26 protein-coding genes are annotated in these 25735 nt (G+C 65.9%); 11 read left to right on the top strand and 15 right to left on the bottom strand.

Translation table 11 applies throughout. The features are described from left to right. Positions 1-81 precede the first annotated feature (81 nt). Positions 82-591, top strand: coding sequence for a MarR family transcriptional regulator (locus M3N53_08650; protein MDP9068395.1), 510 nt, complete (start codon positions 82-84; stop codon positions 589-591). Between the two features lie 46 nt (positions 592-637). Here M3N53_08650 and M3N53_08645 read toward each other — a convergent pair whose 3' ends face one another. Then, positions 638-2395 carry a hypothetical protein gene (locus M3N53_08645; protein ID MDP9068394.1) on the bottom strand — a complete coding sequence of 586 codons (1758 nt, stop codon included), beginning with the start codon at positions 2393-2395 and terminating at the stop codon, positions 638-640. After that, positions 2392-2541 carry a hypothetical protein gene (locus M3N53_08640; GenBank protein MDP9068393.1) on the bottom strand — a complete coding sequence of 50 codons (150 nt, stop codon included), beginning with the start codon at positions 2539-2541 and terminating at the stop codon, positions 2392-2394. Before M3N53_08640 ends, M3N53_08645 begins: the two co-directional genes overlap by 4 nt. A gap of 81 nt (positions 2542-2622) precedes the next feature. Here M3N53_08640 and M3N53_08635 point away from each other — a divergent pair, with 81 nt between their 5' ends. Then, entirely contained in the window at positions 2623-3372 is a 750-nt protein-coding gene (locus M3N53_08635) for a MerR family transcriptional regulator (GenBank protein MDP9068392.1), read from the top strand. Positions 3373-3437: 65 nt separating this feature from the next. Here M3N53_08635 and M3N53_08630 read toward each other — a convergent pair whose 3' ends face one another. The 3 genes from M3N53_08630 to M3N53_08620 form a co-directional block, all read right to left on the bottom strand. Further along, a complete protein-coding gene (locus M3N53_08630; protein MDP9068391.1) occupies positions 3438-4694 on the bottom strand; it encodes a DUF2254 domain-containing protein in 1257 nt (418 codons plus the stop codon). Positions 4695-4780: 86 nt separating this feature from the next. Continuing rightward, positions 4781-5158 carry a hypothetical protein gene (locus M3N53_08625; GenBank protein MDP9068390.1) on the bottom strand — a complete coding sequence of 126 codons (378 nt, stop codon included), beginning with the start codon at positions 5156-5158 and terminating at the stop codon, positions 4781-4783. A gap of 3 nt (positions 5159-5161) precedes the next feature. Then, entirely contained in the window at positions 5162-5539 is a 378-nt protein-coding gene (locus M3N53_08620) for a cupredoxin domain-containing protein (GenBank protein MDP9068389.1), read from the bottom strand. 347 nt (positions 5540-5886) lie between these two features. On the opposite strand from M3N53_08620, the gene M3N53_08615 reads away from it, so the two are divergent. The 3 genes from M3N53_08615 to M3N53_08605 all read left to right on the top strand — a co-directional run bounded on the left by M3N53_08615 (position 5887) and on the right by M3N53_08605 (position 9000). Next, positions 5887-7017 carry a hypothetical protein gene (locus M3N53_08615; GenBank protein MDP9068388.1) on the top strand — a complete coding sequence of 377 codons (1131 nt, stop codon included), beginning with the start codon at positions 5887-5889 and terminating at the stop codon, positions 7015-7017. A gap of 234 nt (positions 7018-7251) precedes the next feature. Further along, entirely contained in the window at positions 7252-8400 is a 1149-nt protein-coding gene (locus M3N53_08610) for a glutathione-dependent formaldehyde dehydrogenase (GenBank protein ID MDP9068387.1), read from the top strand. A 12-nt stretch (positions 8401-8412) separates the two neighbouring features. Continuing rightward, complete coding sequence (locus M3N53_08605) at positions 8413-9000, top strand: hypothetical protein (GenBank protein ID MDP9068386.1); 588 nt, start codon at positions 8413-8415, stop codon at positions 8998-9000. 55 nt (positions 9001-9055) lie between these two features. On the opposite strand, the gene moaC is transcribed toward M3N53_08605, so the two are convergent. The 3 genes from moaC to M3N53_08590 are packed head-to-tail and all read right to left on the bottom strand — an operon-like array spanning position 9056 to position 11437. Then, the gene (gene moaC, locus M3N53_08600) at positions 9056-9514 is read right to left on the bottom strand and encodes a cyclic pyranopterin monophosphate synthase MoaC (GenBank protein MDP9068385.1); all 459 of its coding nucleotides are present in this window, start codon (positions 9512-9514) and stop codon (positions 9056-9058) included. Continuing rightward, on the bottom strand, positions 9507-10721 hold the full coding sequence (locus tag M3N53_08595) for a molybdopterin molybdotransferase MoeA (GenBank protein ID MDP9068384.1): 1215 nt from the start codon (positions 10719-10721) through the stop codon (positions 9507-9509). The genes moaC and M3N53_08595 overlap by 8 nt, the downstream gene beginning before the upstream one ends. After that, entirely contained in the window at positions 10721-11437 is a 717-nt protein-coding gene (locus tag M3N53_08590) for a molybdopterin-binding protein (protein MDP9068383.1), read from the bottom strand. Before M3N53_08590 ends, M3N53_08595 begins: the two co-directional genes overlap by 1 nt. A 20-nt stretch (positions 11438-11457) precedes the next feature. Here M3N53_08590 and M3N53_08585 point away from each other — a divergent pair, with 20 nt between their 5' ends. Next, on the top strand, positions 11458-11913 hold the full coding sequence (locus tag M3N53_08585; protein ID MDP9068382.1) for a molybdenum cofactor biosynthesis protein MoaE: 456 nt from the start codon (positions 11458-11460) through the stop codon (positions 11911-11913). On the opposite strand, the gene M3N53_08580 is transcribed toward M3N53_08585, so the two are convergent. From M3N53_08580 to M3N53_08570, 3 genes are read right to left on the bottom strand one after another with little or no spacing between them, the layout of a single operon-like run. After that, positions 11885-13030, bottom strand: coding sequence for a putative sulfate/molybdate transporter (locus M3N53_08580; GenBank protein MDP9068381.1), 1146 nt, complete (start codon positions 13028-13030; stop codon positions 11885-11887). The two genes, M3N53_08585 and M3N53_08580, sit on opposite strands and share 29 nt — an antisense overlap. Then, the gene (moaA, locus tag M3N53_08575; protein MDP9068380.1) at positions 13027-14064 is read right to left on the bottom strand and encodes a GTP 3',8-cyclase MoaA; all 1038 of its coding nucleotides are present in this window, start codon (positions 14062-14064) and stop codon (positions 13027-13029) included. The genes M3N53_08580 and moaA overlap by 4 nt, the downstream gene beginning before the upstream one ends. Beyond that, entirely contained in the window at positions 14061-15542 is a 1482-nt protein-coding gene (locus tag M3N53_08570; GenBank protein MDP9068379.1) for a molybdopterin-dependent oxidoreductase, read from the bottom strand. The genes moaA and M3N53_08570 overlap by 4 nt, the downstream gene beginning before the upstream one ends. Positions 15543-15770: 228 nt before the next feature. On the opposite strand from M3N53_08570, the gene M3N53_08565 reads away from it, so the two are divergent. Then, on the top strand, positions 15771-16826 hold the full coding sequence (locus tag M3N53_08565; protein ID MDP9068378.1) for a molybdopterin-dependent oxidoreductase: 1056 nt from the start codon (positions 15771-15773) through the stop codon (positions 16824-16826). Positions 16827-16908: 82 nt separating this feature from the next. On the opposite strand, the gene M3N53_08560 is transcribed toward M3N53_08565, so the two are convergent. Next, a complete protein-coding gene (locus M3N53_08560; protein ID MDP9068377.1) occupies positions 16909-17535 on the bottom strand; it encodes a TetR family transcriptional regulator in 627 nt (208 codons plus the stop codon). 53 nt (positions 17536-17588) lie between these two features. Between M3N53_08560 and M3N53_08555 the strand changes: the two genes are divergently transcribed. The 3 genes from M3N53_08555 to M3N53_08545 all read left to right on the top strand — a co-directional run bounded on the left by M3N53_08555 (position 17589) and on the right by M3N53_08545 (position 20592). Beyond that, the gene (locus tag M3N53_08555; GenBank protein ID MDP9068376.1) at positions 17589-18821 is read left to right on the top strand and encodes a hypothetical protein; all 1233 of its coding nucleotides are present in this window, start codon (positions 17589-17591) and stop codon (positions 18819-18821) included. After that, positions 18818-20116 carry an isoprenylcysteine carboxylmethyltransferase family protein gene (locus M3N53_08550; protein ID MDP9068375.1) on the top strand — a complete coding sequence of 433 codons (1299 nt, stop codon included), beginning with the start codon at positions 18818-18820 and terminating at the stop codon, positions 20114-20116. Before M3N53_08555 ends, M3N53_08550 begins: the two co-directional genes overlap by 4 nt. Before the next feature lie 248 nt (positions 20117-20364). Beyond that, positions 20365-20592 (top strand): hypothetical protein, encoded by a 228-nt coding sequence (locus M3N53_08545; GenBank protein MDP9068374.1) that lies wholly within the window; start codon positions 20365-20367, stop codon positions 20590-20592. A 144-nt stretch (positions 20593-20736) separates the two neighbouring features. On the opposite strand, the gene M3N53_08540 is transcribed toward M3N53_08545, so the two are convergent. The 3 genes from M3N53_08540 to M3N53_08530 form a co-directional block, all read right to left on the bottom strand. Continuing rightward, positions 20737-21189 (bottom strand): hypothetical protein, encoded by a 453-nt coding sequence (locus M3N53_08540; protein ID MDP9068373.1) that lies wholly within the window; start codon positions 21187-21189, stop codon positions 20737-20739. A 348-nt stretch (positions 21190-21537) separates the two neighbouring features. Then, the gene (locus M3N53_08535) at positions 21538-21786 is read right to left on the bottom strand and encodes a helix-turn-helix transcriptional regulator (GenBank protein MDP9068372.1); all 249 of its coding nucleotides are present in this window, start codon (positions 21784-21786) and stop codon (positions 21538-21540) included. A 42-nt stretch (positions 21787-21828) separates the two neighbouring features. Beyond that, the gene (locus M3N53_08530; GenBank protein ID MDP9068371.1) at positions 21829-23733 is read right to left on the bottom strand and encodes an AAA family ATPase; all 1905 of its coding nucleotides are present in this window, start codon (positions 23731-23733) and stop codon (positions 21829-21831) included. A gap of 109 nt (positions 23734-23842) precedes the next feature. Here M3N53_08530 and M3N53_08525 point away from each other — a divergent pair, with 109 nt between their 5' ends. After that, positions 23843-25732 carry a protein kinase gene (locus tag M3N53_08525; GenBank protein MDP9068370.1) on the top strand — a complete coding sequence of 630 codons (1890 nt, stop codon included), beginning with the start codon at positions 23843-23845 and terminating at the stop codon, positions 25730-25732. Positions 25733-25735: the final 3 nt, after the last annotated feature.

Genomic DNA, 25735 nt, shown 5'->3' with positions numbered 1-25735 from the left:
CAGCGCGGTAGGAGCTCTCCAGCTCAACCGAGCTACGCTTAAGTTCCACCGTCAACTACCGGGGGTAAAATCCGTTAACGGATGAACTGCGAGATGCCCGGCCGCGAGGAGATGGGCGCCTGGATCAACCTGCTCCAGGCCCGCGACACGGTGGCGGCCGAGGTGGGGCGGCGTCTCGCGGCGGAGGCCGGCATCTCTCTCGCCGAGCACGAGGTCTTGATCCGGCTGGTCTCGGCTCCCGGCCATCGACTGCGGATGCTGGATCTGGCGAACCTGCTTCTCGTCAGCAAGAGTGGCGTCACGCGGCTGATCGATCGCCTCGTGGAAGAGGGGTGGGTACTCCGGGACCTTTCCTCCGAGGACCGCCGCGTCGTGTACGCGACGCTGACGCAAGAGGGGCTGGTCAAGCTGCGCGACACCATGCCCGTATTCGCGACGAGCGTGCGCGAGGTCTTCAGCAGACACCTTTCGCCCGACGATATCCAGGACCTTCGCCGCGTCCTGCGCAAACTGCTCGAGGGGCAAGGTGTCTGGAGCGACGAAAGGTGCGCACCTATGACCGCTCCGGTGGCCGACGCGGTCCGCCCGTAGGTCGAAAGGTCTAGCCGAGCTCCCTGGGGTCGGTCGGGGCTGCGGCTCATGCGGGAACCTGGCGCCGAAGCGCGCTTCTTGGCCGCGCTCTTCCTCGGGCGGGGCTCGCCTGCACCCGCAGGAAGGCGATCGTCAGGGAGGTCAACCAGATCATCCCGAGAAGAAGGATCGCGGTGTAGGCGATCAACGCGGGCCACGCCGCTCCTTCACGAGCTTCACGCAGAAGGAAGTCGCCGTCCTCTTGCAGCTCGACCGCCCGGCGCGGTTCAACCGGCACCTCCGCGGCGCCGATCTCCGGGTCGGCGGGCAGGTAAACGCCGGTGGCAAGCATCACGTCGTCGTTCGCGAGCCTCACGACGGTCTTCCAGTCACCGGTCACGGGGACAGCGCGCGCGCTGCGGAACCGTCCCGGAGCAACCTCGTTCAGCTCCGTCACCTCAACCGCGCCGCCCTGCCAGGACAGAACCTCGAACCAGTTGGCGCCGCGGGCAACCGCGGGTTGCTCGAGCGTGATCTCGACGAAGGCCCGCTCGCGCGTGACCCTCTCGGTCTCGAGAACGGCCCCGACCTGCGCGTCGTTGCGCGGGAGAGGCGCGGCCAGCGACAGGAGTAGAACCATCGCAGCGGGGGCGACGAAGTGCTTCCCGACGTTGGCGGGCGCCCCGCGCAGCACGTGTCCCATGGCCCATCCGATCAGGGTTGCGGCTACGGCGGCGACCACCGCCACGAGTGCTCCCGGGAACAGGTCCGATGTCCACGCATGGCGCCCCCAGAGCGACATCCATGCCCACTCGGATGCGAATCCCGCGGTCGCGATGAGTGCTCCCGTTGTCAGCGCGGCGCGGATGCCGCTGAGATGGCGGGTGACCCAGAACCCAGCCTCGACTGCCGCCGCGGTGCCGACGAAGAGCGGGAAGCGCGGGATCACTAACCCGAGGCCCGCACCTACGACGAGGGCAACCAGGGCGCGCAGGATGACTGCGCCGACGGCAGCTCGTACAGCTCCACCGGGGCCAAGCAGATGACGCGCCGCCACGAGCGCCACCGCCGAGCCGGCCATCACGAGAACGGGGTGATACAAGGCCTGGAACTGCGGAACGCCGAAGTCGAACTCGCCGGTCCACGTCGACAGCCCGACTACCAGCGCGCCCGCCAGGACCTCGGCGAGGAACAACCCGAGCTTGGTGAGCCTTCGTCCGCTGCGGCCCTCGGTGTGCAGGAGCAACAGCGCGATCGGTGTCAACGACGCGCCGGAGATCATCACGAGGTGAGTCGGTCCCCACATCGTGACGTCGATCCCGTAGTTGCGGTGCCAGAACTCGTCTAGGGGAAACCCGCACAACGCGCCGATGCCCAGTAACGTCAATGGAACGACGCTCAACGGGATGCGGATCGCTCTGAATGTCAGGCGAGTCTCGGCTCGTTGAGACGTGGCGAGCACGATCGACGTCGCTCCCGCGACGACGATCAGTGCCAAGCCGACGAGGATTCCCATGTGAGCGGGGGTGAAGATGAACTGGTCGCGGCCCAGCTCGATGTGCCACGCTACGTCCCAGTAGAAGCCGAGCACCGCGACGACCAGTGCAAAGAGGCCCATCCCGATGCCGCCTGCGCTCCACGCAGGAAGCCCTGTGATGCGCTCCAACGAGGTGGAGACGCGATCGAGGAAGCTGCCGGTTCCGCCGGCAACCGCCAGATAAGAGATGACAACGGCAGCGACCACGAACGGCGCGAGGAAATACAGCCACTGCCCGCCGTAGTCCCCGAAGCTTTGGCCACCGTGCGCCAGGATGAGGTTGTTCATGCGCTTGCCCCTGCGGTTGTCCTGCGGATAGTCAGATCGCCGTGCTCGAAGGTCGGCATGCGGCGGAGCTCCTCGGCGGGGGTCAGCTCCAGCGTGGGAGAGCCGAAGTGCTCCCTCCTGTTCAGCGGCTCGGCCGCGGTGACCATGGATCCTCCTGGCGTGGGACCACCGTTACATCATCTATGTTACACGTTTCTATGTAACCTCCTTCGGCGTAGAGTAAACCCATGAGCGGCGATGGCGCCCTGACGATCGAAGAGCTGGCGGCCCGGGTGGGGATGACCGTTCGCAACGTGCGCAACTACCAGACGAAGCGACTCATCCCGCCCCCCGAGCTGCAAGGCCGCAAGGGCGTCTACGGCGACGAACACGCGGTTCGGTTGGACCTGATCAGGGAGATGCAGGCCGCGGGCTACAACCTGAGCGCGATCAAGAACCTGCTGGATCGCGTCCCGCCCGGGGCCGGCGAGGAGGCGCTGCGACTCGAGCGTGCGCTGTTGTCTTCCTGGAGCGAGGAAGCGCCAGAGGTCGTCCCGGCCGAGGAGCTGGCAGAGCGGTTCGGGAACCCCAGGCCAGAGATGCTGGATCGTGCCGCGCGCATCGGAGTCATCCGCGTGCTCGACGACGGACGGGTAGAGCTACCGGTGCCCAGCCTCGTCCGGGCTGGGCAACAAGTGATGAGCCTGGGCGTCCGCCTCGACGACGTGATCTCGGTGACCGAGCAATTGGTCGCCAGCTCCGACCGGGTCGCGGCCGCTTACGTAGACCTCTTCATCCGCAACATCTGGAAGCCGTTCGATGATTCAGGACGCCCCGCGGGGGAGTGGCCGAAAGTGCGAGCTGCGCTGGAGCGTCTCCGGCCCCTGGCGTCCGAGACTCTGCTGGCGGCGTTCCGCGCGCGCATGTCGGCCGCCGTCGAAGAGGCCTTCGGAGCGGGATTCCTCGCCTATGAAGAAGAGGACGAGGCCGCCGGGTAGCTCCGAAGCGCTTGGGTCGCAGGGCGGGCGCGTGGAGAGTCGGGGCGCGAGCAGCAGGAGCGTGTCTAGTCGCCTAGGCCCTGAAGATCACCGATGAGACCGAGGTGTTGATCCTCGACATCGGGCCAGGTTCGTTGGATCGCCGCGTCGAGCAGGTGGAGCTGTTTCTGTACCACCGGCCGGCGATCGTCTGGAGCCACCGAGTCGAGGTCTTCCAGCATCGCCCGCATCCGACGCATCACCTGCAGCGACGTAGCGCCGTAGTGGCGAAGCTCGTCGCATGCCAGGTGGACGTATGCCTCCCACGTCATGACCGGGAAGATCAGACGGAGCTCACCGTCGTCGTCCACCCGCTGCCCGGAAGGGAACGGCCGTGTCGCCAGCGTTCGGAGCAAGTCGTGCATCAGGTCGATCGACTGCACCGCCGTCGTCGGGTCATTCACTGCCGGAGACAGCGCCTTCTGCGCGACGTCGACGAGCTGCCGGAAGCCAAACGCGGGATCTTGTGCCATGGTCCGTTCGGGCGACAGAGCGAGATGTTCGGTGACCTCGTGAGGCATCGGGTTGCCGTAGACCTCGAGGATGGCTGCGCCTCTGGGTATGAAGTCTCCGACCGCCGGAACAACCTTGACTACCGATGCGGTACCCCGTGCGGCCTCAACGAGCATGTCGCGGTCCATCGCGGAAAGGACGCCGCGCTCCTCCGACGCGATCGTTTGGATCGGATCGCCTTCCGGCTCCGGGAGCCGCTCGGGTGGTTCGTCGTGGTCGTAGATGTCCTCGATCGCGGCGTCCGTTTCGTTCGCAAGCGCCTCCGTCAGATTCCCGATCCGGATCGCCTGCGAGATGTGGTGGATGTACGCGACGAAGAAACCGATGCTGAGGAGGACGAAGCCGAAGCCGACGGTGACCGAGATGTTCGGGACGAACCCACCTTGCTCGGTCGGCCGGAATTCACGCAAGACCGCCATCGAATACGTGAAGGTGGCGACGAAGACCCCCAGAGCCAGCTGGCTGATCCGATCTCGCAGGAACGTGCGCAGGAGGCGGGGGGACAACTGCTGACTCGCTAGCTGTAACACGACGATGGTGATCGTGAAGACCAACCCCGTGAAGGTGATCATCGACGTAGATATCGTCGTCAGGATGGTGCGCGCGTGCTCCGCGTCTCCCCTGAATGTCAGGCGCTCGATCCACCCGCTGTGCACGCGCGCGTCGACCTCGATGAGCGCCGTGGCGATCAAGATGGAAGCGACCACGCACAGGGTCGGGATGAACCAGAGGCTCGTTCTGAGGTGCTCCCGCAGCCAGAAAAGACGCATGGGCTGACGACCTTAGCCCGTAGCGGTGCCTGCTTCACCGTCCGTGACTGCTCCCATCGTCCGCAGCGAGGGGCAGGTTTGACTCTTCAAGAAGCGGGAGTCAGCCGTGACCTTTTCACGAGGATGAAGGTAGCGAGCAGAAATGCAGCGGCTTCCGAGACCACCGCGAGAGCTTCGGGTGCTTCGAACGAAGACGATACGTAACCGAACAATCCCGGACCCCGGCTGATGAGGATCGCCGCTAGAGAACCCGTTGCGACCAGCCCGCCCGCGATGATCCACAACCGCTCGCTCCGCCAAACCAGGAGCGCAGCGACAACCGCTGATGCCACGGCGTTCGCAAGGAACATCGGTCCGATGATGGGGATGGACGAGAAGCCATCTAGGAACTGTTGGAGGTGGATCAGACCGCCGAGAAGGATGAGCGCAGCTAGAGCGATCCGCAGACGACGGGAGAGTGTCACCAGCTACTCGGCGACGATCGTGCCGACCATGTCGTCGGACTCCGCATGGATCGTGCATACAAAGGGGGTTTCTTCTTCGGGGGCCGTAAAGGTCACCTCGGCAGAAGCGCCCGGGTCGACCGTCCCGGTGTCGAAACCTAGCTCCTCGGAGGTGAACGTGTGCGGCGCCTCCCCGTCGTTCGTGAACGTCACCGTCACCTCTTCGCCCGCGGTAAGTGCCAGCTCCGTCGGCTCGAACTCGTTGTCCACGGCACTGATGGAAGTGGAGCTGTTGCCACCTCCACCGCCCGCCGCTGGCGCGGGTTCTGCTGCGGGTTCGGCACCGTTAGAACAAGCACCGAGGAGAAACAGTGCTGCGAGAGAGGCAACGATCAGGCGCATCTTGAGAGCTCCTTAAGTGGGGGAGACAAGGTCACGGCATCAGCTCACTTGGCTGACTGCTCTTTCACTAGGAGTTCGAGGACGGACGCTTGATGGATTGGCCCGTCCCGCGGAGGCGTTGTTGGCCGGGCACGGCCGCCAACAGCGTCGGCCGATGCCGAGCTCGCGCCCGTACCGATTCCCGATCCTCGAGCTGGCACGACTGACGAAGCCTGCTGGAACCTTTTCGCCCAGGAGCCGCGTGCAAGGTTTCTGCGCCCTCGGACGTCAGGTCGGTAGTGGCCATAGCGGCACGAACCCGAAGAAGGGTTCCGGACGTTGATACATCGTATGGAGGCGACAGAGAGATGAGACGGAGCTCGACCGGGACCTTGTGCGCGGTCGTGATCACTGCTCTCAATGTCTCGTCGGCGGCGGCGCAGCAAGTCGCGACGTGCATGGGCCAAGAGGCGACCATCGTCGGAACGGACGGTCCCGACGAGATCGTAGGGACGCAGTACAGCGATGTGATCGTGGGCCTGGGTGGAGACGACGTCATCACAGACGTCTCTACGGAGTGGGACCTCGTCTGCGGCGACGCCGGCGACGACCGGATCTCGGGCGCGGGCATACAGGCAGTTGGCGGTGACGGCAGCGACACGTTCGACTCCGTAACGGAGGTTGACTACACGGGCGCGCCCGGGCCTGTTCACGTTGATCTTGCCGCCGGTGTCGCGGAGGGAGAGGGAACCGACGTGTTCATCAACGTCGCCGCGGTCGCCGGCTCGGCCTATGACGACACGCTTCTCGGGGATGAGGGGCCTAACTACCTCCGCGGGGGATGGGCGGACGGCCCCGGCGGCGACGACATCATCGACGGCCGCGGTGGAAACGATGCGATGGACGCCGAAGGCGGCGCCGACTCCCTATTCGGCGGTTCAGGAGACGACGCGGTATGCGGATTGTTGGGTGTCGGTGAGATGTCAGGCGGTGACGGCGACGACCACCTGGGACTCTCCTCGACTGGGCGCAGCGGTGGCGCCCCGATCGACGGCGGTGAAGGACTAGACGCCATCTACCTCGCCAGCGGCACTGTGCAACGTTGCTGGAGCGCCGGAACAGGCGCGGCCAGCGTCGACCTCCAACAGGGGACGATCACCACCGGACTGGAGTGGGGTGATCCGTCGTCGTACGCTTTGGTCGGCGTCGAGAACGTCGTCGGCAGCGGGCGCGCGGACATCCTCATAGGCGACGACGGCCCGAACCTGCTTGTAGGAAACGGGAAGGGCGACATCATCGACGGAGGCGCAGGCGACGACGACCTGCGCGGCCGGTCGGGTCCGGATGAGATCGCTGGGGGAGCTGGGTCCGATCGACTGAGCGGCCACACGGGGTACGACGGGTTGGAGGGCGGCGAGGGCGCTGATGTCGCATCGGGCGGGCGTCACGATGACCGCTGCGACGCAGAGGAGACGCGGGGCTGCGAACGTAGTCTCTGACACCAGCCTCGAGTCTCCAACATGGATGTCGGACTGCAGCGGGTGATCGGGCTCGCCTGAAGCCGCCCGGAAGCTCGACCTCGTTGCCTGCGCAGCCGTTCGGTTCCTTCGACGCGCACGACGCCGTTCGTTTGGAAGGCCCTCAGATCGGACAGGATCGGAAGGTGGCTCGTGGGGGATCGCGGCCCTTCTGCCACTCCGGCAACAGACGATGGCGACCCTCGAGGAGGCCTAGTGCGAGCGATGGTTTACCGCGGGCCTTACAAGATCCGCGTCGAGGAGAAGGAGATCCCGCCGATAGAGCACCCGAACGACGCGATCGTGCGCGTGACGCTCGGCGCCATCTGCGGTTCGGACCTTCACCTGTACCACGGGATGATGCCTGACACGCGCGTCGGGATGACTTTCGGTCACGAGTTCATCGGTGTAGTGGATCAGGTGGGCCCGTCGGTGCAGAACCTGAGCGTCGGGGACCGCGTGATGGTGCCTTTCAACGTGTTCTGCGGGTCGTGCTTCTTCTGTGCGCGTGGGCTGTACGGCAACTGCCACAACGTGAATCCGAACGCCACCGCCGTCGGCGGGATCTACGGCTACTCCCACACCTGTGGCGGATACGACGGCGGCCAAGCCGAGTTCGTCCGTGTTCCGTTCGCCGATGTCGGACCGAGTGTCATCCCGGACTGGATGGATGACGAGGACGCGGTGATGCTCACCGACGCACTTCCGACGGGCTACTTCGGGGCGCAGTTAGGCGACATCGTCGAGGGCGACGTCGTCGTGGTTTTCGGGGCCGGCCCCGTGGGGCTGTTCGCGGCGAAGTCCGCGTGGTTGATGGGCGCAGGACGCGTCATCGTCATCGACCACATCGAGTACCGGCTGGAGAAGGCGCGTTCGTTCGCGCACGCGGAGACCATCAACTTCGCCGAGTACGACGACATCGTCGTTGAGATGAAGAAGAGGACCGACCACCTGGGCGCGGACGTCGCTATCGACGCGGTGGGGGCCGAGGCGGACGGGAACTTCCTCCAGCATGTCACCGCTACCAAGCTCAAGCTGCAGGGAGGATCACCCGTGGCGCTCAACTGGGCGATCGACTCCGTCCGCAAGGGCGGCACGGTATCTGTGATGGGCGCCTACGGGCCAATGTTCAGCGCGGTGAAGTTCGGGGACGCCTTCAACAAGGGCCTCACGTTGCGCATGAACCAGTGTCCCGTCAAACGACAGTGGCCTCGACTGTTCGAGCACATCCGCAACGGCTATCTGAAGCCCAGTGATCTGGTGACGCACCGCATCCCCCTCGAACACATCGCCGAGGGCTATCACATCTTTTCGGGCAAGCTCGACGGCTGCATCAAGCCGCTCGTGGTCCCGAATGGCAGCTGAGGAGGCATCCACTTGACCTACACATCCGAAAAGCCGCCTCTCTCCGCTTCGACCGATGAGCTGCGCTCCCGCATCCCAGGATGGGGAGTCGACCTCGATCCCAAAGACCGTCCCTCGTTTCCGCGGGAGCAGCTCGACCCCAACCTCAGCGGCGCGCACTGGGACTTCCCCGAGCGCCAGGAGGAGAAGTGGCCGCGGGAGAGGTCGATCGAGCACAAGTTCCTCACGCCGGTGTTCGGCACTTCGTGTCCGCCCAAAGGGCTGTCCGGCGTCATGCGGAAGTACGCGTACTCCGCGTTCAGCGAAGCTCGCGCAGCGCACTGGGTGATACTCCTCGCCGCCGACCGCGTCGATGCGGTCGAGAGCCACCTCCAGTCGTTCCTCACGACACGTCCGGACAATCCCGTGACCGAGACCGGAGCGGTGAGCGAGTTCTCTCACCAGGGCCTGAGCTCGCGCCTCGGACAGAAGCGAGCGGATCTATCGCATCAACCGCTAGACCCGCTGATCGTGGCGGGACCCTGGGTGGCGGCCGGCGGCCTCGCGATCTTCGCTATCAGGAAGCTCGCGCGCGCCGTGTCGGGCGCCAAGCGCTCCTGACCGACGGATCCATTCGTTTAGCGCGCCAGCGCCCGGTGCCTGTGAGCGGCGACGGCTAGCGGGACCAGGTCCCAGACCTGCCCCCGCTCTTGCTCAGCAGACGGACGTCGTTGATCTCGACCTCGCGTTCGATCCCCTTGACCATGTCGTAGAGCGTGAGGGCCGCGGTCGTGACCGCGACCAAGGCCTCCATCTCGACGCCGGTCCGCTCGAACGTGACGACCTCGGCGGTGATCTCGATGCCGGCCTCGCGTGCCTCGAGCACCACGTCGATGCCGCCGATGCCGATCGGATGACAGAGCGGTATCAGCTCCGACGTCTTCTTCGCCCCCATGATGCCGGCGATCCGCGCGCTCTCGAGGGCGTCGCCCTTTGACAGTTCGCGCCGCATGACGACGTCGCGGGTCTTCTCGGACATCCGCACCAGACACGCCGCCGCGGCCCGACGCTCCGTCGGAGCCTTCCCCGTCACGTCCACCATGCGCGCCTGCGTTTCGGGATGGACGTCATCCATGCGGCAGACGCCACACCTCGACGATCACCTCGCTTCCGCGCTCGATCCTCTCGACCCCCGCCGGTGCGATCGCGACGCCGTGACACGCGACGAGGCTGGAGGAGATGTGGGATCCCTGTGGCCCCGTCGGATGGGCCGTCCATCCGCCGGCGTCCGGCTCGAGCCGTACGCGCACGAAGTGCTGTCGCAGAGCGGGTTTCGTGACCGGGGAGCCGAGGCGTGCGCGGAAGCGCGGGCGCAACACGCCGCGGCGGCCGCGCATCTTCAGCAGCGCGGGGCGCACGAACTGCTCGAAGGACACGTGCACGGAGACGGGATTGCCCGGCAGTCCGAGGAAGGGCGTGCCCTTGACCTCCCCGAGCACGACCGGCTTGCCGGGCTGCATGGCGACCTTCCAGAAGTCGATCGAGCCGAGCTCCTCGACGACCTTCTTCACGAGGTCGTAGCGGCCGACCGCCACCCCACCGGACGAGACGATGAGGTCGGCCTCGCCCGCGGCGCGTGCAAAGGCGCGGAGGGTGGCGTCGTAGTCGTCGGGCACCCGCGACACCGACACGGGTGTAGCGCCTGCCTCGGCGACCAGAGCGCGCAACGCGATCGAGTTCGAGTCGCGCACGCGGCCGGGGGTGACCTCGGCGCGCACGTCGACCAGCTCGTCGCCCGTCACCAGGACCGCGACGAGGGGGCTCGGATGGACGAGGACGGGATCGACGCCGAGGGCCGCCAGCAGGGCCGCCTCGCCGGAGGCGATGTCGCATCCGGCCGGGACCGCCACCGCGCCGGGCAGGACGTCTTCACCGGCGCGGCGGATGAAGGCACCCGGCGCCACTGGTTCACGGACCACGACCGTCTCGCCGGCCTCCTCCGTCTGCTCGACCGGCACGACCGCGTCGGCTCCGGCCGGTACGGCTCCGCCGGTCATGATGCGCACGGCCGCACCGGGTCCGACGTCGGATGATCCCGGGACGCCGGCACGCACCTCGCCCAACAGCCGCAGCTCGACGGGTCTCTCGGCCGCCGCGGCCACGTCCGCCGCCCTCACCGCATACCCGTCCATGGACGAGTTGTCGAAGCGTGGCAACGGCTCGTTCGAGATCACGTCCGCCGCGGCCGCCAGACCGATGGCGCGCTCCAGGGGAAGCTCGACCGGAGTGAGAGGACGGACCGCGTCCAGCACGCGGCTCCGCGCCTCTTCGACCGTCAGCATCAGTGCGCGACGTGATGGGACGGCCGGCTTGCGAGCTGGTCGAGCGCGTGGACCAGCACCGGAGCCAGCGCTGCGAGCGACTCCTCGACGCCGCGCGGGCTCCCCGGGAGGTTCACGATCAGGGTGCGAGCCGCGATCCCGGTCCGCCCGCGGGAGAGTGCCGCCTGCGGCGACCGTTCGAGGTTCGCCACCCGCATCAGCTCGGCCAGCCCCGGAGCGTCCCGCTCGATCACCTTCCCTGTAGCCTCGGGCGTCACGTCCCGCTCGGCCAGACCGGTCCCCCCCGTCGTCACGATCAGCCGGAGGTTCCGCTGCACCCCGGCGCGGAGAGCATCCTCGATCGCAGTGGCGTCGTCGGGCACGACGAGGCGGTCGACGACCGCGATCCCGAGGCCCTCGAGCGCACCGGCCGCAGCGGGCCCGGATCGGTCTTCGTAGCCGCCGGAGGCAGCCCGGTCCGAGACCGTCAGGACGCAGGCCTCGTGCGCATCGATGCCGCCGCTGAACGGCGGCATCAGGGTGACCTCAGAGCCGTCGCGCACGTTCGCTCGCTCCTCTCCGTCCACGAGCGTCAGGTAGACGCTTCCGGGCGGGATGCCGAGCGCGCCGGTGATCGCGTCGATCCCGCTACCGGCCGGAACCTCGAGAGCGACGGTCCGCTCGCCGCGCGGCAGCACCTCGCGCAGGCTTCCGAAACACGTGACCGTGATCCTCATACAGCCCCCATACTCGCCCCATGAGCGACGTCGTCTGCGGCCTCAGCGAAACCCCGCTCGACGTACCCGCGGCCCTCGCGCGGGTGCGCCGCGACGCCGCGGGAGCGATCGCTTCGTTCGTCGGAACCGTGCGCTCCACCGGGGCCGCCCCGGACGTGACCGACGTGGTCGCGCTCGAGTACGAGGCCCATCCGCTGCTCGCGGAGGAGCGGCTCGCATCGGCCGCGCGCGAGGCCGCGCACAGGTGGGGTTTGCTCGCCGTCGAGGTAGTGCACCGTACCGGGCGCTGCGAGCTCGGCGACCCCACGGTCGTCGTCGTCTGCTCGGCACCCCACCGCCGCGCTGCTCTCGAAGCCTGCAGCTGGTTGATCGACGAGATCAAGACGACGGTACCGATCTGGAAGAAGGAGATCACCGCGCGTGGCGAGAGCTGGGTCGGGACGAACCTCACGCACCCTGGAGCACCTCCCGCCTAGCGACGTGTAGCTGCGGGACCCAGTAGGCGACGAGCGCGATCCCGAGCGTCACCAGCAGGTTGGATGCCGCGGCTCCCGCCACGCCCGCGACGACCGCGAGGACCAGCGGGTAGCCGCGGAGGTCTGCGACGAGCGCGCCGTGGCTCACGGCCGTGAACGTCAACAACGCCGCCAGGACCGCGAGCGGGATCAGCGACAACAAGAGGAGCGCGGAGCCGCCGAGTAACAGCACCGCGGCGACGAGGGTGAGCCCGATCATCAGGTTCATCCGGTAGGTACGAGCTCCGGCGCGGAAGTGCGCGGTGAGGCCGTTCGACCCGTGGCACAGCGGCATCCCGCCGACGCATCCGCTCAACAGGTTCGCGAGCCCGCACGAAAGGGTGATCGAGCGCGTGGAGACCCGGGCCGCGCCGGCGCCGAAGTACCTGTGCTCGAGGTCCACCACCGCGACGACCGCGTTGCCGAACGTGAGCGGCAGCTGGGGAAGGACGAGCATCGTGAGCGCGAGCCACAGCGTGCGGCCGTCGAAGACTCCGTCCGCCGGGGCGATGTCTACCGGCTGGAGCCCGACTTCGATCGGACCTCCCGCCAGAAGCGACCAGACCACCCCGCCCATGACGAGCGCCAGGATCGCCGGTGCCGCCCAGCGCGTCCGGACGCCCACCACTGCGAGCGCCGTTCCCGTCACCGCTACGGCTCCGACGAGAAGCGGTTCCTGGAGAGCGACCATGTCGAACGCGGTGCGAACCAGCACCAGTCCCACGCCCAGCTGGAGCGCACGGATGACCGGAAGCGGGAAGAGCGTCGCGAGCCGGTCGGTCACTCCGGCGAGCGCCGCGAGCACGAGGATCGAGCCCAGGATCACAGCGGCAGCAGCAACGACGGCCGCGTCGAGTTGGTGTGCGATCGCTATGGCGGCGGCCGCTTTCACCGGTTGGACCGAGACCGGCACGCGGAAGTAGAGGCCTGCCGCGACGTACAGCATCCCCGCGCACAGCAGCAAAGTGCCGCCATCGAGTCCGTTGCGGAGAGCCAGTGTCGCAGCCAGCGGGATCAGGATGCCGAGGTCCGCGAGCGCTCCCGAAGCGTCTCCGAGGACACGCCGCGGTTCGCTCACCCGCCGATCACGCTCATCTCGACCTTGCGACGGGGGCCGGGTGGCCCGAAGCGGATCTCCGAGTACCTGTCGTCCCGCTGCGACCAGATCAGCGCGACCTGTTCCGTCAGCTCGGCGTCCGAGGCGCCGGCGCGCAGGAGCGCCCGCAGATCATGGCCGGTGGACGTGAACAGACAGGTGTACAGCAGCCCGTTGGACGACAGCCGCGCGCGCGTGCAGTCGCCGCAGAACGGCTCGGTCACGGACGAGACGACGCCGATCTCGCCGCTCCCGTCGCGATACCGGTAGAGCCGGGCCACGTCGCCGGCGTCCGTCGCAGGCACGGGTTCCAGGGGCGCCGCGGCGGAGATGGCCGCCACGATCTCGGCGCTCGGCACGACCTCGCCCACGTCCCAGTGGTTGCTCTCGCCCACGTCCATGTACTCGATGAACCGGATCGTCCGTCCGGTGCCGCGGAAGTGCTCGGCGAGCGCGACGACCTCGCCGTCGTTGACTCCTCTGCGGATGACGGCGTTCACTTTGACGGGCTCCAAGCCCGCCGCCGCGGCCGCCTCTATCCCCGCCAGCACCCGCTCGATGCCGGAGTTGCCGCCGCTCATCGCCGCGAAGACGTCAGCTTGGAGGGAGTCGAGGCTCACGGTTACCCGCTGCAGGCCGGCGCGCCGCAGCGTCTCCGCGCGCCCGGCGAGCGACCAACCGTTCGTCGTCAGCGCCAGGTCGTCGATGAGCCCAACGGAAGCGATCTCCGCGATCACCTCTTCGAGGTCGCGCCGCAAAAGGGGCTCGCCCCCGGTGATACGCACCTTTCGCACGCCGAGCCCCACGAAGACGCGCACCACGCGCACCAGCTCTTCGTTCGACAGCTGCTCGCGCCGGGGCAGGAACGCGTGGTCTCGGCCGAATACGTCTGCGGGCATGCAGTAAGGGCAGCGGAAGTTGCAGCGGTCGGTCAGTGAGATCCGCAGGTCGCGGAGGGGCCGCCCGGAAGCGTCATTCGTCGCGGCTGACCCGACCTGCGCCGGCTTCACCCTCACGACACCTCCACGTCGAGACCGTGATACCCGGAGGCTCCGCTCGGATGTGGGTCCGCCGTCTTCTTCGTCTGCGTCACTCCGTCGCCGTCGGTCGCGCGGCACAGCACGAGGATCCGGCCGGCTCGCGCGGGCGTCCACCGGTATGCCCACAGCCGCCATGCGTTCGGTGCGAGCGGCTCCTTCAGCAGCGCCTCCTGCCACGTGACGCCATCGTCCGTAGACACCTCCACCTTCGAGATGCCCCGGCTGCCGGCCCACGCGACGCCGGCGACCCACGTCTCCTCACCGACCTTCCCGGCGCGGTCGATCCCCGCCACGTCGATGCGCGACTCGGTCTTCACCACCGCCTCGTCGGACCAACCGCGGTCCATCCAGTAACCCTGGTAGTCCTCGGCCACGACCTCGACGTCGGTCAGCCACTTCACGTTCTTCATCCCGTAGATCGACGGCACCCGCAGCCGGCAGGGAAAGCCGTGCTCCTGCGTCAGGGGCGCCCCGTTGTGCGACACCGCGAGCAACGTGAACGGCTCCATGGCGACCGACAGGGGGATCGAGTCGGCGTACCCGTCGGCCGCGCGCAAGACGACGTCGACGGCTCCCTCGCTTACGCCCGCCCGCTCCAGCACGTCGGTCAACCGCACGCCGCCCCACGCGGAGTTGCCGACGAGGCCCCCGCCGACCTCGTTCGAGATGCACGTCATGACCGAGAACTCCTCTACTACCTCGAAGTCCGCCTGCAGGGAGGCGACATCGAGCTCCAGAGGCTCATCTACGAGCCCGCCCACACGCAACCGCCACCCCTCGGCTTCGACGGTGGGGTCGAAGATGTCGATGTCGACGACGTAGTGATCCGCGACCGAGGTGATCTCCGGAGAGAGCCCGTCGATCTCCGGGAACGGCTCGCGTGCGGGAGCGATCGCAGGACGTTCCGGGGCGACGAGCGCGATGTCGGTGTCCGGGCCGCCGAAGCGGCGAGCGAACCACGACGCCGACGCGCCGCCCACGACCACGCCGGCCGCGGTTGCCGCGCCCAACCGCAGCACGTACCGCCGGTGTTTGTCAGCGTCGCCGCGCACCAGCCAGAACTGGTGATGGACCCGGCGCGCGGTCAGCTCGTAGACGGCCGCGGCGATCATCAGGGCGATGCCGGTGGGGACCGGGGCCGCGTCATCGGAGGGAACGAGCCCGCTCACGGCGGCCGCGAGGACGGCCAGGAGCAGGGCGCCGCGCCACGGGCTCGGGCGACCGTCGGAGGCGGTGCGCCTGTAGATCTCGGCGCCCACCGCGATAGTGCCGAGCCCCACCGCGAGAGCCAGCAATCGCATCGCCCAGGGACCGAGGGCCTCGATCAAGAACGTCGTGGCGTCACCGGGCGTGAGCCGCACGATGGCATCGGCGATCGCGGCCGGTGCAAAGGCGATGCCTTCGTCCAGCTGCGCCGCGGCCCACAGGAACGCGAGGGCCAGGAGGGTCCCCACGGCGCCCGCGCTGCGCAGGTCGCGCGCTACGGCGCCCGGCTCCGGGGGGCTGTAGGCGGGTAGCCCAGGGTCGGTCAGGCCGTGCTCCGGTAGTCGCTCGGCCGAGGTTTCTCGGGGAGCTCCCTAGGCCGTGCCGGCCACGAGTGGAAGACGCCGATGCTCATCTCCCTCCAGTCTAGGAAGGATCGAAAACTGCGTGAGACTCGACGATGCCGATTCGGGATCTGCGTGAACACCGGGGTCGGCAGAGCAGCCACCTATCTCTCTGCGGGCGCGAGACTCGGATACGTGTCGGCGCGCCGAACGAACGTAGGACTTCTGGTCGCCCTGGCGGCTGCGTTCGCGACCGGTGCCATGGCGTTCGGCGTCGGTTCGGGTTGGAACGTCTACGTTTCGGTCAGTCACGGGATCGCGGGCTTTGTCATCGTCATCCTGAGCCCGTGGAAAAGCGTGATCGCCCGGCGAGCCCTCCGGCGCGAGCGGCCGGGTCGTGGCGCGTCTCTGGTCTTGAGCGTGCTCGTTCTGGCAGCTCTCGCTTTCGGGTTCCTGCACTCAACAGGTGCCGTCCTCGGGGTCGGTTCGCTGACGGCGATGCAGTTGCACGTCGGCGCGGCACTTCTCTCGCTTCCTCTGGTGGTCTGGCACGTGGCGGCGAGACCTGCCCGCCCGCACCGGACCGACCTGGAGCGCCGGCAGATCATCCGCTCGGGAACCATCACTATCGCGGGAAGCCTCGCGTTCGCAATCTTGAAGGGGGTGGAGCGCGTCGCGGCTCTACCCGGGGCACGGCGGCGATTCACCGGCTCGTACGAGGAAGGAACCGGTGTTCCCGCGGATATGCCCGTGACCCAGTGGTTGAACGACTCCGTCCCTCTCGTAGATGCCGCCGAGTGGAGCTTGAAGGCCGGCCGCCGCGACTGGACCTATGAGGAGTTAGCCGCCTTCGACCACCGCGTCGACGCGCTGATCGATTGCACCGGCGGGTGGTTCGCGACGCAGACCTGGGAAGGAGTACGTCTCGACGAGCTGCTTGGGGAGCTTGGTGACGCGCGCAGCATCGTCGTTCGCTCGGTGACCGGCTACGTCCGCGTCTTTCCAGCGTCAGATGCGCCTCAGCTGCTGCTCGCGACCCGCGTAGCAGGCGAGCCCTTGAGCGCGGGCCACGGCTTCCCGGTGCGCCTCGTGGCCCCCGACCGGCGCGGGTTCTGGTGGGTTAAGTGGGTCGACAGCATCGAGCTGAGCAACCGCCCCTGGTGGCTGCAATCCCCGTTCCCTGTGACTTGAGAGCGGCTGAGCTGAGAGCGGCTGAGTGCCCACTGACACCGATCAGGCGGAACTTGTGGGTTGTTGTGGGGTGGAACGGTGCTCAGGAATCATCGGCAGAGCGCATCGGCAGACCCAGCATCGGACCGACAAGCGGAGCGAACCGATTGGCGAGATCAAACAGGCCGTCAACGCGTTTCGATTCGGGCTCGAGCTGTGTCATCACATTTACTCCCAGATAGAAGCAGAGAACGGAGTACGCGATCTCTCGCGGCGGGATCAATTGGAGTAGGGGATTGTCACCCAGCCCTTTCCGAATGGCTCTTTCGACGAAGTCCAACCAAGGTTCAGCGCGTGCAACCAGTTCTGGGCCGAGTTCGCGGTGGGCAAGACTGGCGGCGACCATCTCGGTGAAGATCGTGATGTGGCCACCCTCGACGTCCTCCCGGTAGATCTGCCGAGCGACGGCCAGCAACTCCTCGAGGTCCTTCGCTTTCTCGACCGCTTCTGAATAACGGCGCATCCTGATCTCGCTGCTGTGGTCGAGGGCCGCCAGGAGCAACTGATGGAGGCCTCCGAAGTAATAGGAGATCAGCGCCGAATTGAAGCCCCCCCGTCGAGCTATCTCCCTGATGCTGGTGCCGGCGTAGCCAACGTCCTTTAGGGACTCGATGGCCGCTTCGATCATTTGGGCCCGGCGATCCCCCCGCCGTGCTTCCTCTCGCGCCACGTGGGTTCCTTCCATTTGCATCTCTGGACGGTTTAATCATATGTTTTAATCGGTTGAGTAAACGAGAGGCGGATCTCATGGACAACGGCGGTTCCCCAGGGCAAGACCCCAAGAGGCAGCGGGCACTTCTCCAGGCACTGGTGTGGGTCATCGCGATCGGGTGGAGCGTCTACCTGATTGCCGCCGAGGTCCACATTCGCAGCAATGGCTTCGCTGTGGTCGTCCAGGTCATGGGCTCGCTTGGGATCTTGTTCGCCCTCTTCCTCGTGATGAATCCGGGATCGGCCCAGGAGGAGGTCCAACAGGATCCGGACTCGATCAGCTCTAGCAACGAAGTGACGGCAGAATCATCTGTGGGAGCAGGCAGATGGACGCTCATCACCATCACGCTGGCCCTTGCAGTTGGTGCGATCGCTTACCACCTGATGCACGGGTCGTCCTTGCACCAGTCGGTTGTCTTCTTCATCGGGGTGCCGGCCGTACTCGCGGTGATCCTTTCACTCACGCCGAAGGCGAAGAGTGCGACGGGCGTGATCGTCAAGGGCATCACCCTCGCTCTGTTGCTATCGGGAATCGTGTTTGCGGAAGGGTTTGTCTGCATCCTCATGGCAGCTCCACTTTTCTATCTGGTAGGGATCGCGATCGGATATCCAATAGATCGAGTGCGTCGCCGGCGGCAGTCCGAAGGCAAGGTGTACTCGATCGTTGGTGTCGCGTTGCTCCTATTGAGTGTCGAGGGAGCAGTGCCGGGAACGTCCTTTCCTAAACACGAGACCATCCGTGTGACCCGCAGCATCGACGCTTCTGTGGGCGAGGTCCGACAGGCTCTTGCAAGCACGCCGGACTTTGACAGGGCACTGCCCGCCTATCTCAAACTCGGCTTCCCTCGTCCTGTCGGCGCAACCGGTGAAGGTCTAGATGTAGAGGACCGACGGACGATCTTCTTCGGCGACGAATCACCGATGGAGCCGATCGGGCAGCCGCATCACCACTCAGCGGCTCCAGAGCCCCGGGAGGGCGGGGGCCGCCTGGAATTGAAGGTTGTTCGGAGCACCACACGCTCGGTCGTGTTCAAACCAATGACCGACACGACTGCCTTCACGCACTGGATCGGCTGGGGGCGCTCGAACGTCTCGTGGAGGGCGGTGGATGCGGATACGACGGAGCTCACCTGGACGTTCCACTACGAGAGGCGGCTGTCACCTTCGTGGTACTTCGGGCCGTGGCAGCGGTACGCGGCCACTAAGGCGGTTGGTTATCTCATCGATACGGTCGCCACTCCATGAGGACCGAGTTGATTCTTCGATCCGTGCTTTCGTTGGCTCCTATCGCGTTGGCGGTGGGAATCGCGTTGATGCAGCGCCCCTCGCGTCGATCGTTGGCTGGAGTCCTCGTCGCGCTGTCGTGGAATGCGTGGTCGCTACTGGTTGTCAATCTCGTAGCGATCCACTTCGGGTGGTGGGAATTCGATGGCGGCCTTCCTTCATTCATGGGCGTGGCCATCGAGCCCTGGCTCGGGTGGACGGTCCTGTGGGGCGCCTTTGTGCCGCTGGCTGCTTCTGATCGGCCTCTGGTACCGATCCTGTTCGGAGCCTTCTGGCTGGATCTCATCGCGATGCCGTTGCTGAGCCCGGTCTTGGTTCTTGGAAGGGGCTGGCTGTTTGGCGAGGCCGTTGCGATGGCTGTGGCGCTGTTGCCTTCGTTGCTCTTCTCGCGATGGACCTCGAATGACACCCACCTCAAGGGAAGGGCCGCCATGCAGGTTGCTACCGCTGGTGCCTACCTTCTTTGGCTGGTCCCGACGGCAGCGATCGCGAAGGCTGGGAGCTGGGATGCGGTCTCCGCGATTCCCTCAGGGCGCTTGAGCCTGGCAGCTCAGATTCTCAGCGTTCCGATCGCCTTGGGAGTACGTGCCGTGAGCGAGTTTGTCCACAGAGGGCGAGGGACGCCGATCCCGTACGACCCGCCCAAGCAACTAGTCACGAGTGGTCCCTACTCCTATGTACGGAATCCGATGCAGCTCTCAATCGTCCTCATATTCATGATTGGTGCCGCAGCGCTTTGGAACCCATGGCTACTCGCGAGCGCGGTGATCGCTTTCGCATATGGCGCGGGACTCGCCAGTTGGCATGAAAGCATCGACCTCAAGAGTCGATTCGGACAACGGTGGGTCGGCTACCGGGCAGAGACCCGCAACTGGATTCCTCGCTGGAGGCCCTACGTCGAAGGTGACTCCCAACTCCTCGTTGCGTTCTCGTGCTCCACGTGTAGTTCGGTCGGCCGTTGGTTCACTGCTAGGCAACCCGTGCGTCTGGGGATCGCACCAGCCGAGTCTTCGCAGGATCTGGGGATTCGACGGATCACCTATCTGCCACCCTCAGGCCCCCCCGTACGAGGGGTGGCCGCTGTGTTCCATGCCCTCGAGCACCTGAATCTCGGTTGGGCTGTCGTGGCGTGGGTGCTCTTGTTGCCTGGGATCCGACAAGGAGCGCAGGTGATTAGCGACTGCTTCGGCCCGACGCCTCAAACCGTCGCAGGCGAGCCCTTCGACCCGACCGCGTGCGAAGTCAAAACAGCGTGACTTTCAATCGATTCCTACTCCTGATCTGCGCCGCAACCCTGCTGGGGTCGGTTGGCGCGGTCCCTGGTTCGGCCGAGGAAAGCTGCACCCCGAGTAAGAGCCGTCGGCTCTTTCGGCAGTTCGTCGTTGCGTACGACGAAGGGGACATCAAGCGCCTTGATTTCATCTTCCCGCCCGAACGGGGCTTCGGGATGTACAGGGTTTCGCCCGAACGAACCGGTCCGACTGCCGAGGAGCGTTCGACCCTCATGGCTTATTTCCGCGAGCGCATCGACCACAACGATGTGCTGGAGATCCGGCGATTCCGGGCGAGCTCGGAACGGAGTCCGGACGGCAGTTGCGGGATCAGCTTCGAGCTCGAGCGCACCAGCAACGACCCTCTCCCATGGGGTAACGGAACCTTCACGGGAAAGGGTGGAGTCAAGCCCGAGAACAACAGGTACATGTGGGCCATCAATATGGGCTGGTCGCCGTAGCGGCCGATCGGCTGCAGTCTCACCGATGTAGGCCGCGTATGAGGCGCGGTCGGGCGGAGCGGGGTTCGCGGGCGCTGGCGGTGAAGCCGCTGTCGGAGGTCGAGGTTGAAGAGCGCGGGAGTCGGGGCTCCTCGTTTGCTTCTTCTAGGGTCGGCTCCAACTCATCGTCCACACGAAGAATTTGCAACGCGCACTCATCGCACCTTTGCCTTCGTAGACACCGTCTGCGCTCGGCCAAAGGTCGTCCGAGGTGCGCCGCAAGGTGTAATTGAAATCGCGACCCCCATGCCAAGTGTCTCCCTGTAGGACCTTCAACCGCAGAAAGTCCATCCGGTCCCCCAGTTCGTGACGTTCGGCGAAATACGCGATCAAGTTCGAGCGGTCGCCGTTCAGCCTCTCCGGCCCCGGTCCCACCGTGTACCACTCGAACTTCGGTTCCTTCGCCCACATGGAGTCGAGCAGCTCGAGATGGCCACGGTTGTACGCGCTGACGAAGTCTTTGAGAGCCACCCGAGCTTCTTCGCTCGTACAGGCCTCTTCCGCCGCGCGCGACGTCGCCGGAGAAATCAGCGCCCCCATGAGGAGAACCGCAATCACGGCACAGTTAGTACGCCACATATCTCTAAAGGTTCGCTCTCATTGCTAGGACTCCTGGCGCCACGAGGCCCCCGGGGTCCCGGGTGGCCCTCCTGCGGGTTTGCGTTCTGCAGGTGCTCTGACCAGCCATTTCTCATCATTTCGTGAGCGTCGTTGAGCGTTGTTTTCCGCCCTCGGGCGGGGTTTTTATGGGACTTACTTCGACCGGTTCAGACGCTCGCTGGCGCGCGCCAGCAGATATCTCTGCAGCATGTCGGAACGCAAGGTATTAGCGGCCTGGCGGGTAATCGTCTCGGGCATGAAGCGGGCTCCCACCCGAAGTTCGTCATCCAGACGGCGGTGCAGTCTTCACCTCTGCAACTCGCGGCGCATCGCCTCGGCCACAAGCTGCGTCCTCGATCGAACATCCACCTTGCGAAAAACTTTGTACAGGTGACGCTGCACGGTCCGTGGGGAAAGGGTCAGCCGTTCTGCTATCTCGGGGTTCGTGAGCCCCTCACAAAGGAGTTCGACCACCGCTCGTTCCGCGGGGGTCAGACGTTCCCACCCACCCACGTTGGTTCTCTCCCCTCTTGTGTGTCGCCAGATCTGTGTCATGCACAGGGTGGGAAGAAGGAGGTAACGGATGTGCCCGATGGCTCACCCGCTCCAGTCGATAGGAGCGCGTGGGTCCGGCGTGTAGGCGCAGAAATAGCCCGTCTTGACCGTCGCGGAGAGATGTTCGCCGAGTCCGGGGCTGCTGCTCGCGATCTTTGCGAGCGCCGACCGCAGAGCCTTCGTGACACTCAGGCGTGCTTTTTCGGCTTCGAACGCGGCCTTCCGGTCGCGGCCTCCGAGGCCGACGGAACCGGCTAGATGTTCCGCGAGGGCGTCGAGTTCTGCCCGAGCGCGAGCGGCACGTTCAGGATCGTTCATCTCCTCCGCGTCGATCATCTCTTCCTGGAGATCTGCGATCCGCTCCTTGAAGGCTGCCTTCGCTTTCGGGTCGAGCAATGGGTCGCCCTCAGAGAAGGACATCACGGGTAGACCTTCTGCCATTGGGTCCGAGACGCTCACCCGTCGTTGTTCACCCCCAACCGTGGACGCAAGCTCGAGGGCATGGATCTCGCGACCGGGGGCGCGCAGCAAGATGTCCAGGTACCGCATCCCCTTCGAATCCTTCACCCGGATGACGTCGCTTTGGTACTCGATGGTCCAGTAGTCGCCCTCTCGGCGGAATGTGTAGGCCTGGGGTAAACCTGCCGATCCTCCATCTTCAGCTCTGGCGAGCTCTCCGGAGTTTTCAAGCGTCTCGAGCGCACTCGTTATCTCGGCGCGCCGGGCCCGGCTGGCGCCTGCGAGATCAGCGACTTTCAGCGCCCGGCGGAGGTGGCGAGTGGCTTCCGCCGCCACGCCGCGGGATGCGGCCGCCTTCCCCGCCCTGAGGAGGTATTCCAGAGTCGTCTTCTGGTCAGCCGCTTGAGCCGCTTTGAAGAGGTGATGCGCGATCTCGCCGACATGCTCGTCCTCACTTGAGCCATAACGCGCCATCAGCACGTCGGCGATCGCCGCGTGGACGCTCATGCGCTGAGACGCCCTGAGATCCTCATAGAGAACCTCGCGCAGCAAGACCTGCGTGAACGCATAGTCCCCGTAGCCCCCGACCTCCTCGATGACGTCCGCGTCCGTCGCCTCGCCGAGAAGTTCGAGCAACCGGGAACTGTCCTTGGGAGCAACTTCTTGCAGGAGGCTGACGTTGAACCTCCGGCCAAAGACGGAGGCGATCGCGAGCATCTTTACTGCCTCGGGGTCCAGCAAGCTCAAGCGACGCCGTAGCAGGGCACGGGCCCCGCCCGGGACACGAAACCCCATCGACTCATCGGGCCGATGGAGACCATGTTCGTCTAGTGAACGGATCGCCTCCCGTAAGAACAGGGGATGACCTTCCGACGCCTCGAAGAGCTCGATCGCCAGCTCCTCGGGACACTGTCTCCCGGTCAATCCTTCGTAGAAGAGACGGACCTCCGCAAGATCGAGCCCGCGCAGGCCGATGTGGTCGCTCCGGCTCATCAATCTCGTCACTGCCTCAGCGACAACGGCATCATGCATGACACCCGAATACGTCGCCACGATTAGGAGCTGCAGATCTCGGCTCGACCGGACCAAGACATCCACGAGCTGGAGCGAGGCTTCGTCGGCAACGTGGACGTCATCGAAGATCAGGACGGTAGGACTCCGCTCAAGGGGGCCTCTCAGCACCTGCGCCACTGCCTGCGCGAGCTCGAAAGCTGATCGTCGCCCGGCATCCGATGCGAGATCCAGCTCCGGGAGCGCCTGTTGCCACAGCCAGTAGGGAGGCGCGCCCTCCATTCCCGTGCCCCATGACGCACGCCCTCCGGCTTCTTCGGCGAGCCGTCCGATCTCTTCGGCGAGACGAGATTTTCCGATCCCGCTCTCGCCTGAGATCAAGAGAACCTGTGTGCGCCCCGCATGAGCCACCGTCAGCGCCGCTCGCGCCCTGTCCAGTTCATCCACGCGCCCGACGAGCCCCGACGGATCGGTCACATATGTTCCTGTAGTTGTCCCGCCCCCACAACGTGACTCACGCGACTATCTTCACCCACTCGCGGCGGCGCCTCGCCTTGCGTCCCCGAACGTGCCAGAGTTACCAGCGATGTCTGCGGACGCCATGACCGGCAAGTGGATCGGCCCCTACAAGGTTCTCGGGCTGATCGGGCGTGGGGGGATGGGCGTCGTCTATCGAGCTGCCTCCGCGAACGGCCGGATCGTCGCGCTCAAGGTGATGGCACCTGAGCTTGCGCGGGATGACGAGTTCAGAGACCGATTCATCCGCGAGTCACAGGTCGATCTCGACCATCCCAACGTGATCGAGGTGTTCGATGCAGGACTGGCGGAGGAGACGCTCTACCTGACGATGCACCTGGTCGGGGGGCCGGACCTGAAGAGCGTTATCTCGCGAGAGGGGCGTCTACTCCCGTCGCGCGTTGTCTCGATCATGAAACAAGCCTGCTCCGCTCTCGACGCAGCTCACGAGAATGCGATCGTCCATCGGGACATCAAGCCACAGAACTTCCTGCTCGAACCGGCTGGAGGGGACGAACGTCTCTACCTGACGGACTTCGGGCTCATGAAGACCGTGACGTCCCAAAGCAGCCTCACCGCCAGCGCGCACCTGATGGGCACGGCACAGTACATGTCACCGGAGCAGATCAGGAACAGGCCGATCGATGGCCGCTCCGACATCTACTCGCTCGGCTGCGTCCTCTTTGAGTGCCTGACGGGAACGGCTCCGTACGGCGCACGCGAGGAGGTGGCGGTGCTGTTCAGCCACGTCAACGACCCGCCGCCGAAGGTGTCCCAGAAGGTCCCGGTGCTCCCGGATGCGCTAGACGACATCGTCGCGAAGGCTATGGCCAAAGACCCCGCCGAGCGGTACCTAGCTGCGGGGGACCTCGCAGCGGATCTGGAAGAAACGCTTCAGGGAGGACGCAGCGGCAAGCTCGTTTGGGGTGACCTCGAGATCCGAGCCGCGAGCCGCGCCGGCGGGCGCGACAAGCCCATAGGGAAGGAACCCGTCGCAGCCGCGAGTCGGTCGCGCGCGGGAGCGAGTGGTTGGGTGATCGCCGCAGTGAGCCTGATCGTCTTGGTCATGGTGCTGACACGGGGCGACCCGCTGACTCCCGCAGAAGGGCCCGCCGCGGCGCTCTTCGAGCAGGAGTCGGAGACCGAAGCCCGACTCGACGTGGAAGAGGAGGAAGCCGAGCAAGGCGACAGGAACCGGTCCACGCGCGAACCCAGGCCCACCTCAAAAACGAAAGATGCGAAGAAGCCGCATGAACGGTTGGTGGAGCTGGACCAGCCCGGCTCCGACCAGCCCCACGATGGCGGCGCTGCTCGTTCGGGCGAGAGGCCAGTCTCCCATCCGCGGCCCGGTACTTACACCTATGAACAAAGCGGGCGCGAGGCACTATGCCCCGCGAACGAGGGGTGTATCGACGGGGCCGACCTGCGGGGGCCGGTCCAGGTGCGCACCGGCGACGTGACCTCGACGAGCGCAACCGATCAGGTCTCTAGCGCGCGCGTATCCGAGCGGTTCAGCATCGCGTCGTTGGTCGACTATCGACCGGGGGCCGCATTGCTCCGCGAGACACTGATGACGTTCCGCACGAGCCAGGGTGGATTCGAGGTGAGGCTCCGCCCCGATCCGGCGATGGAACTCTTGAGATCGCCGCTAGAGCCGAACGAGCGTTGGGACGGGGCCTGGATCAGCGCTCCTACCCCGGGCTCCTATTCGGTGGAGGTCATCGACCACGATCGCAGCCTCATCTCAGGTCGCCGGATCCCGACTATCAAGCTGAAGACGATCATCCGTTGGAAGGGAGACCATCCCGGAAGCCTGGAGATGACAAGCTGGATCGACCCGGACACGAGAGTGACGGTAGAGAGCGTTGTCCGCATGCGCGCCAGAACAGGTCACGAAGATTTCTCGTACGAGACCACGTACCACCACGTCCTAATGAGCGGCCCGGGCTACTCCCGCTGACTC

The sequence above is a fragment of the Actinomycetota bacterium genome, from assembly GCA_030776625.1.
In the GTDB taxonomy this organism is placed as follows: Bacteria; Actinomycetota; CADDZG01; order CADDZG01; family WHSQ01; genus MB1-2.
The sequence above is the reverse complement of the archived record's forward strand: the minus strand, read 5'-3'. Positions and strand labels throughout refer to the sequence as shown.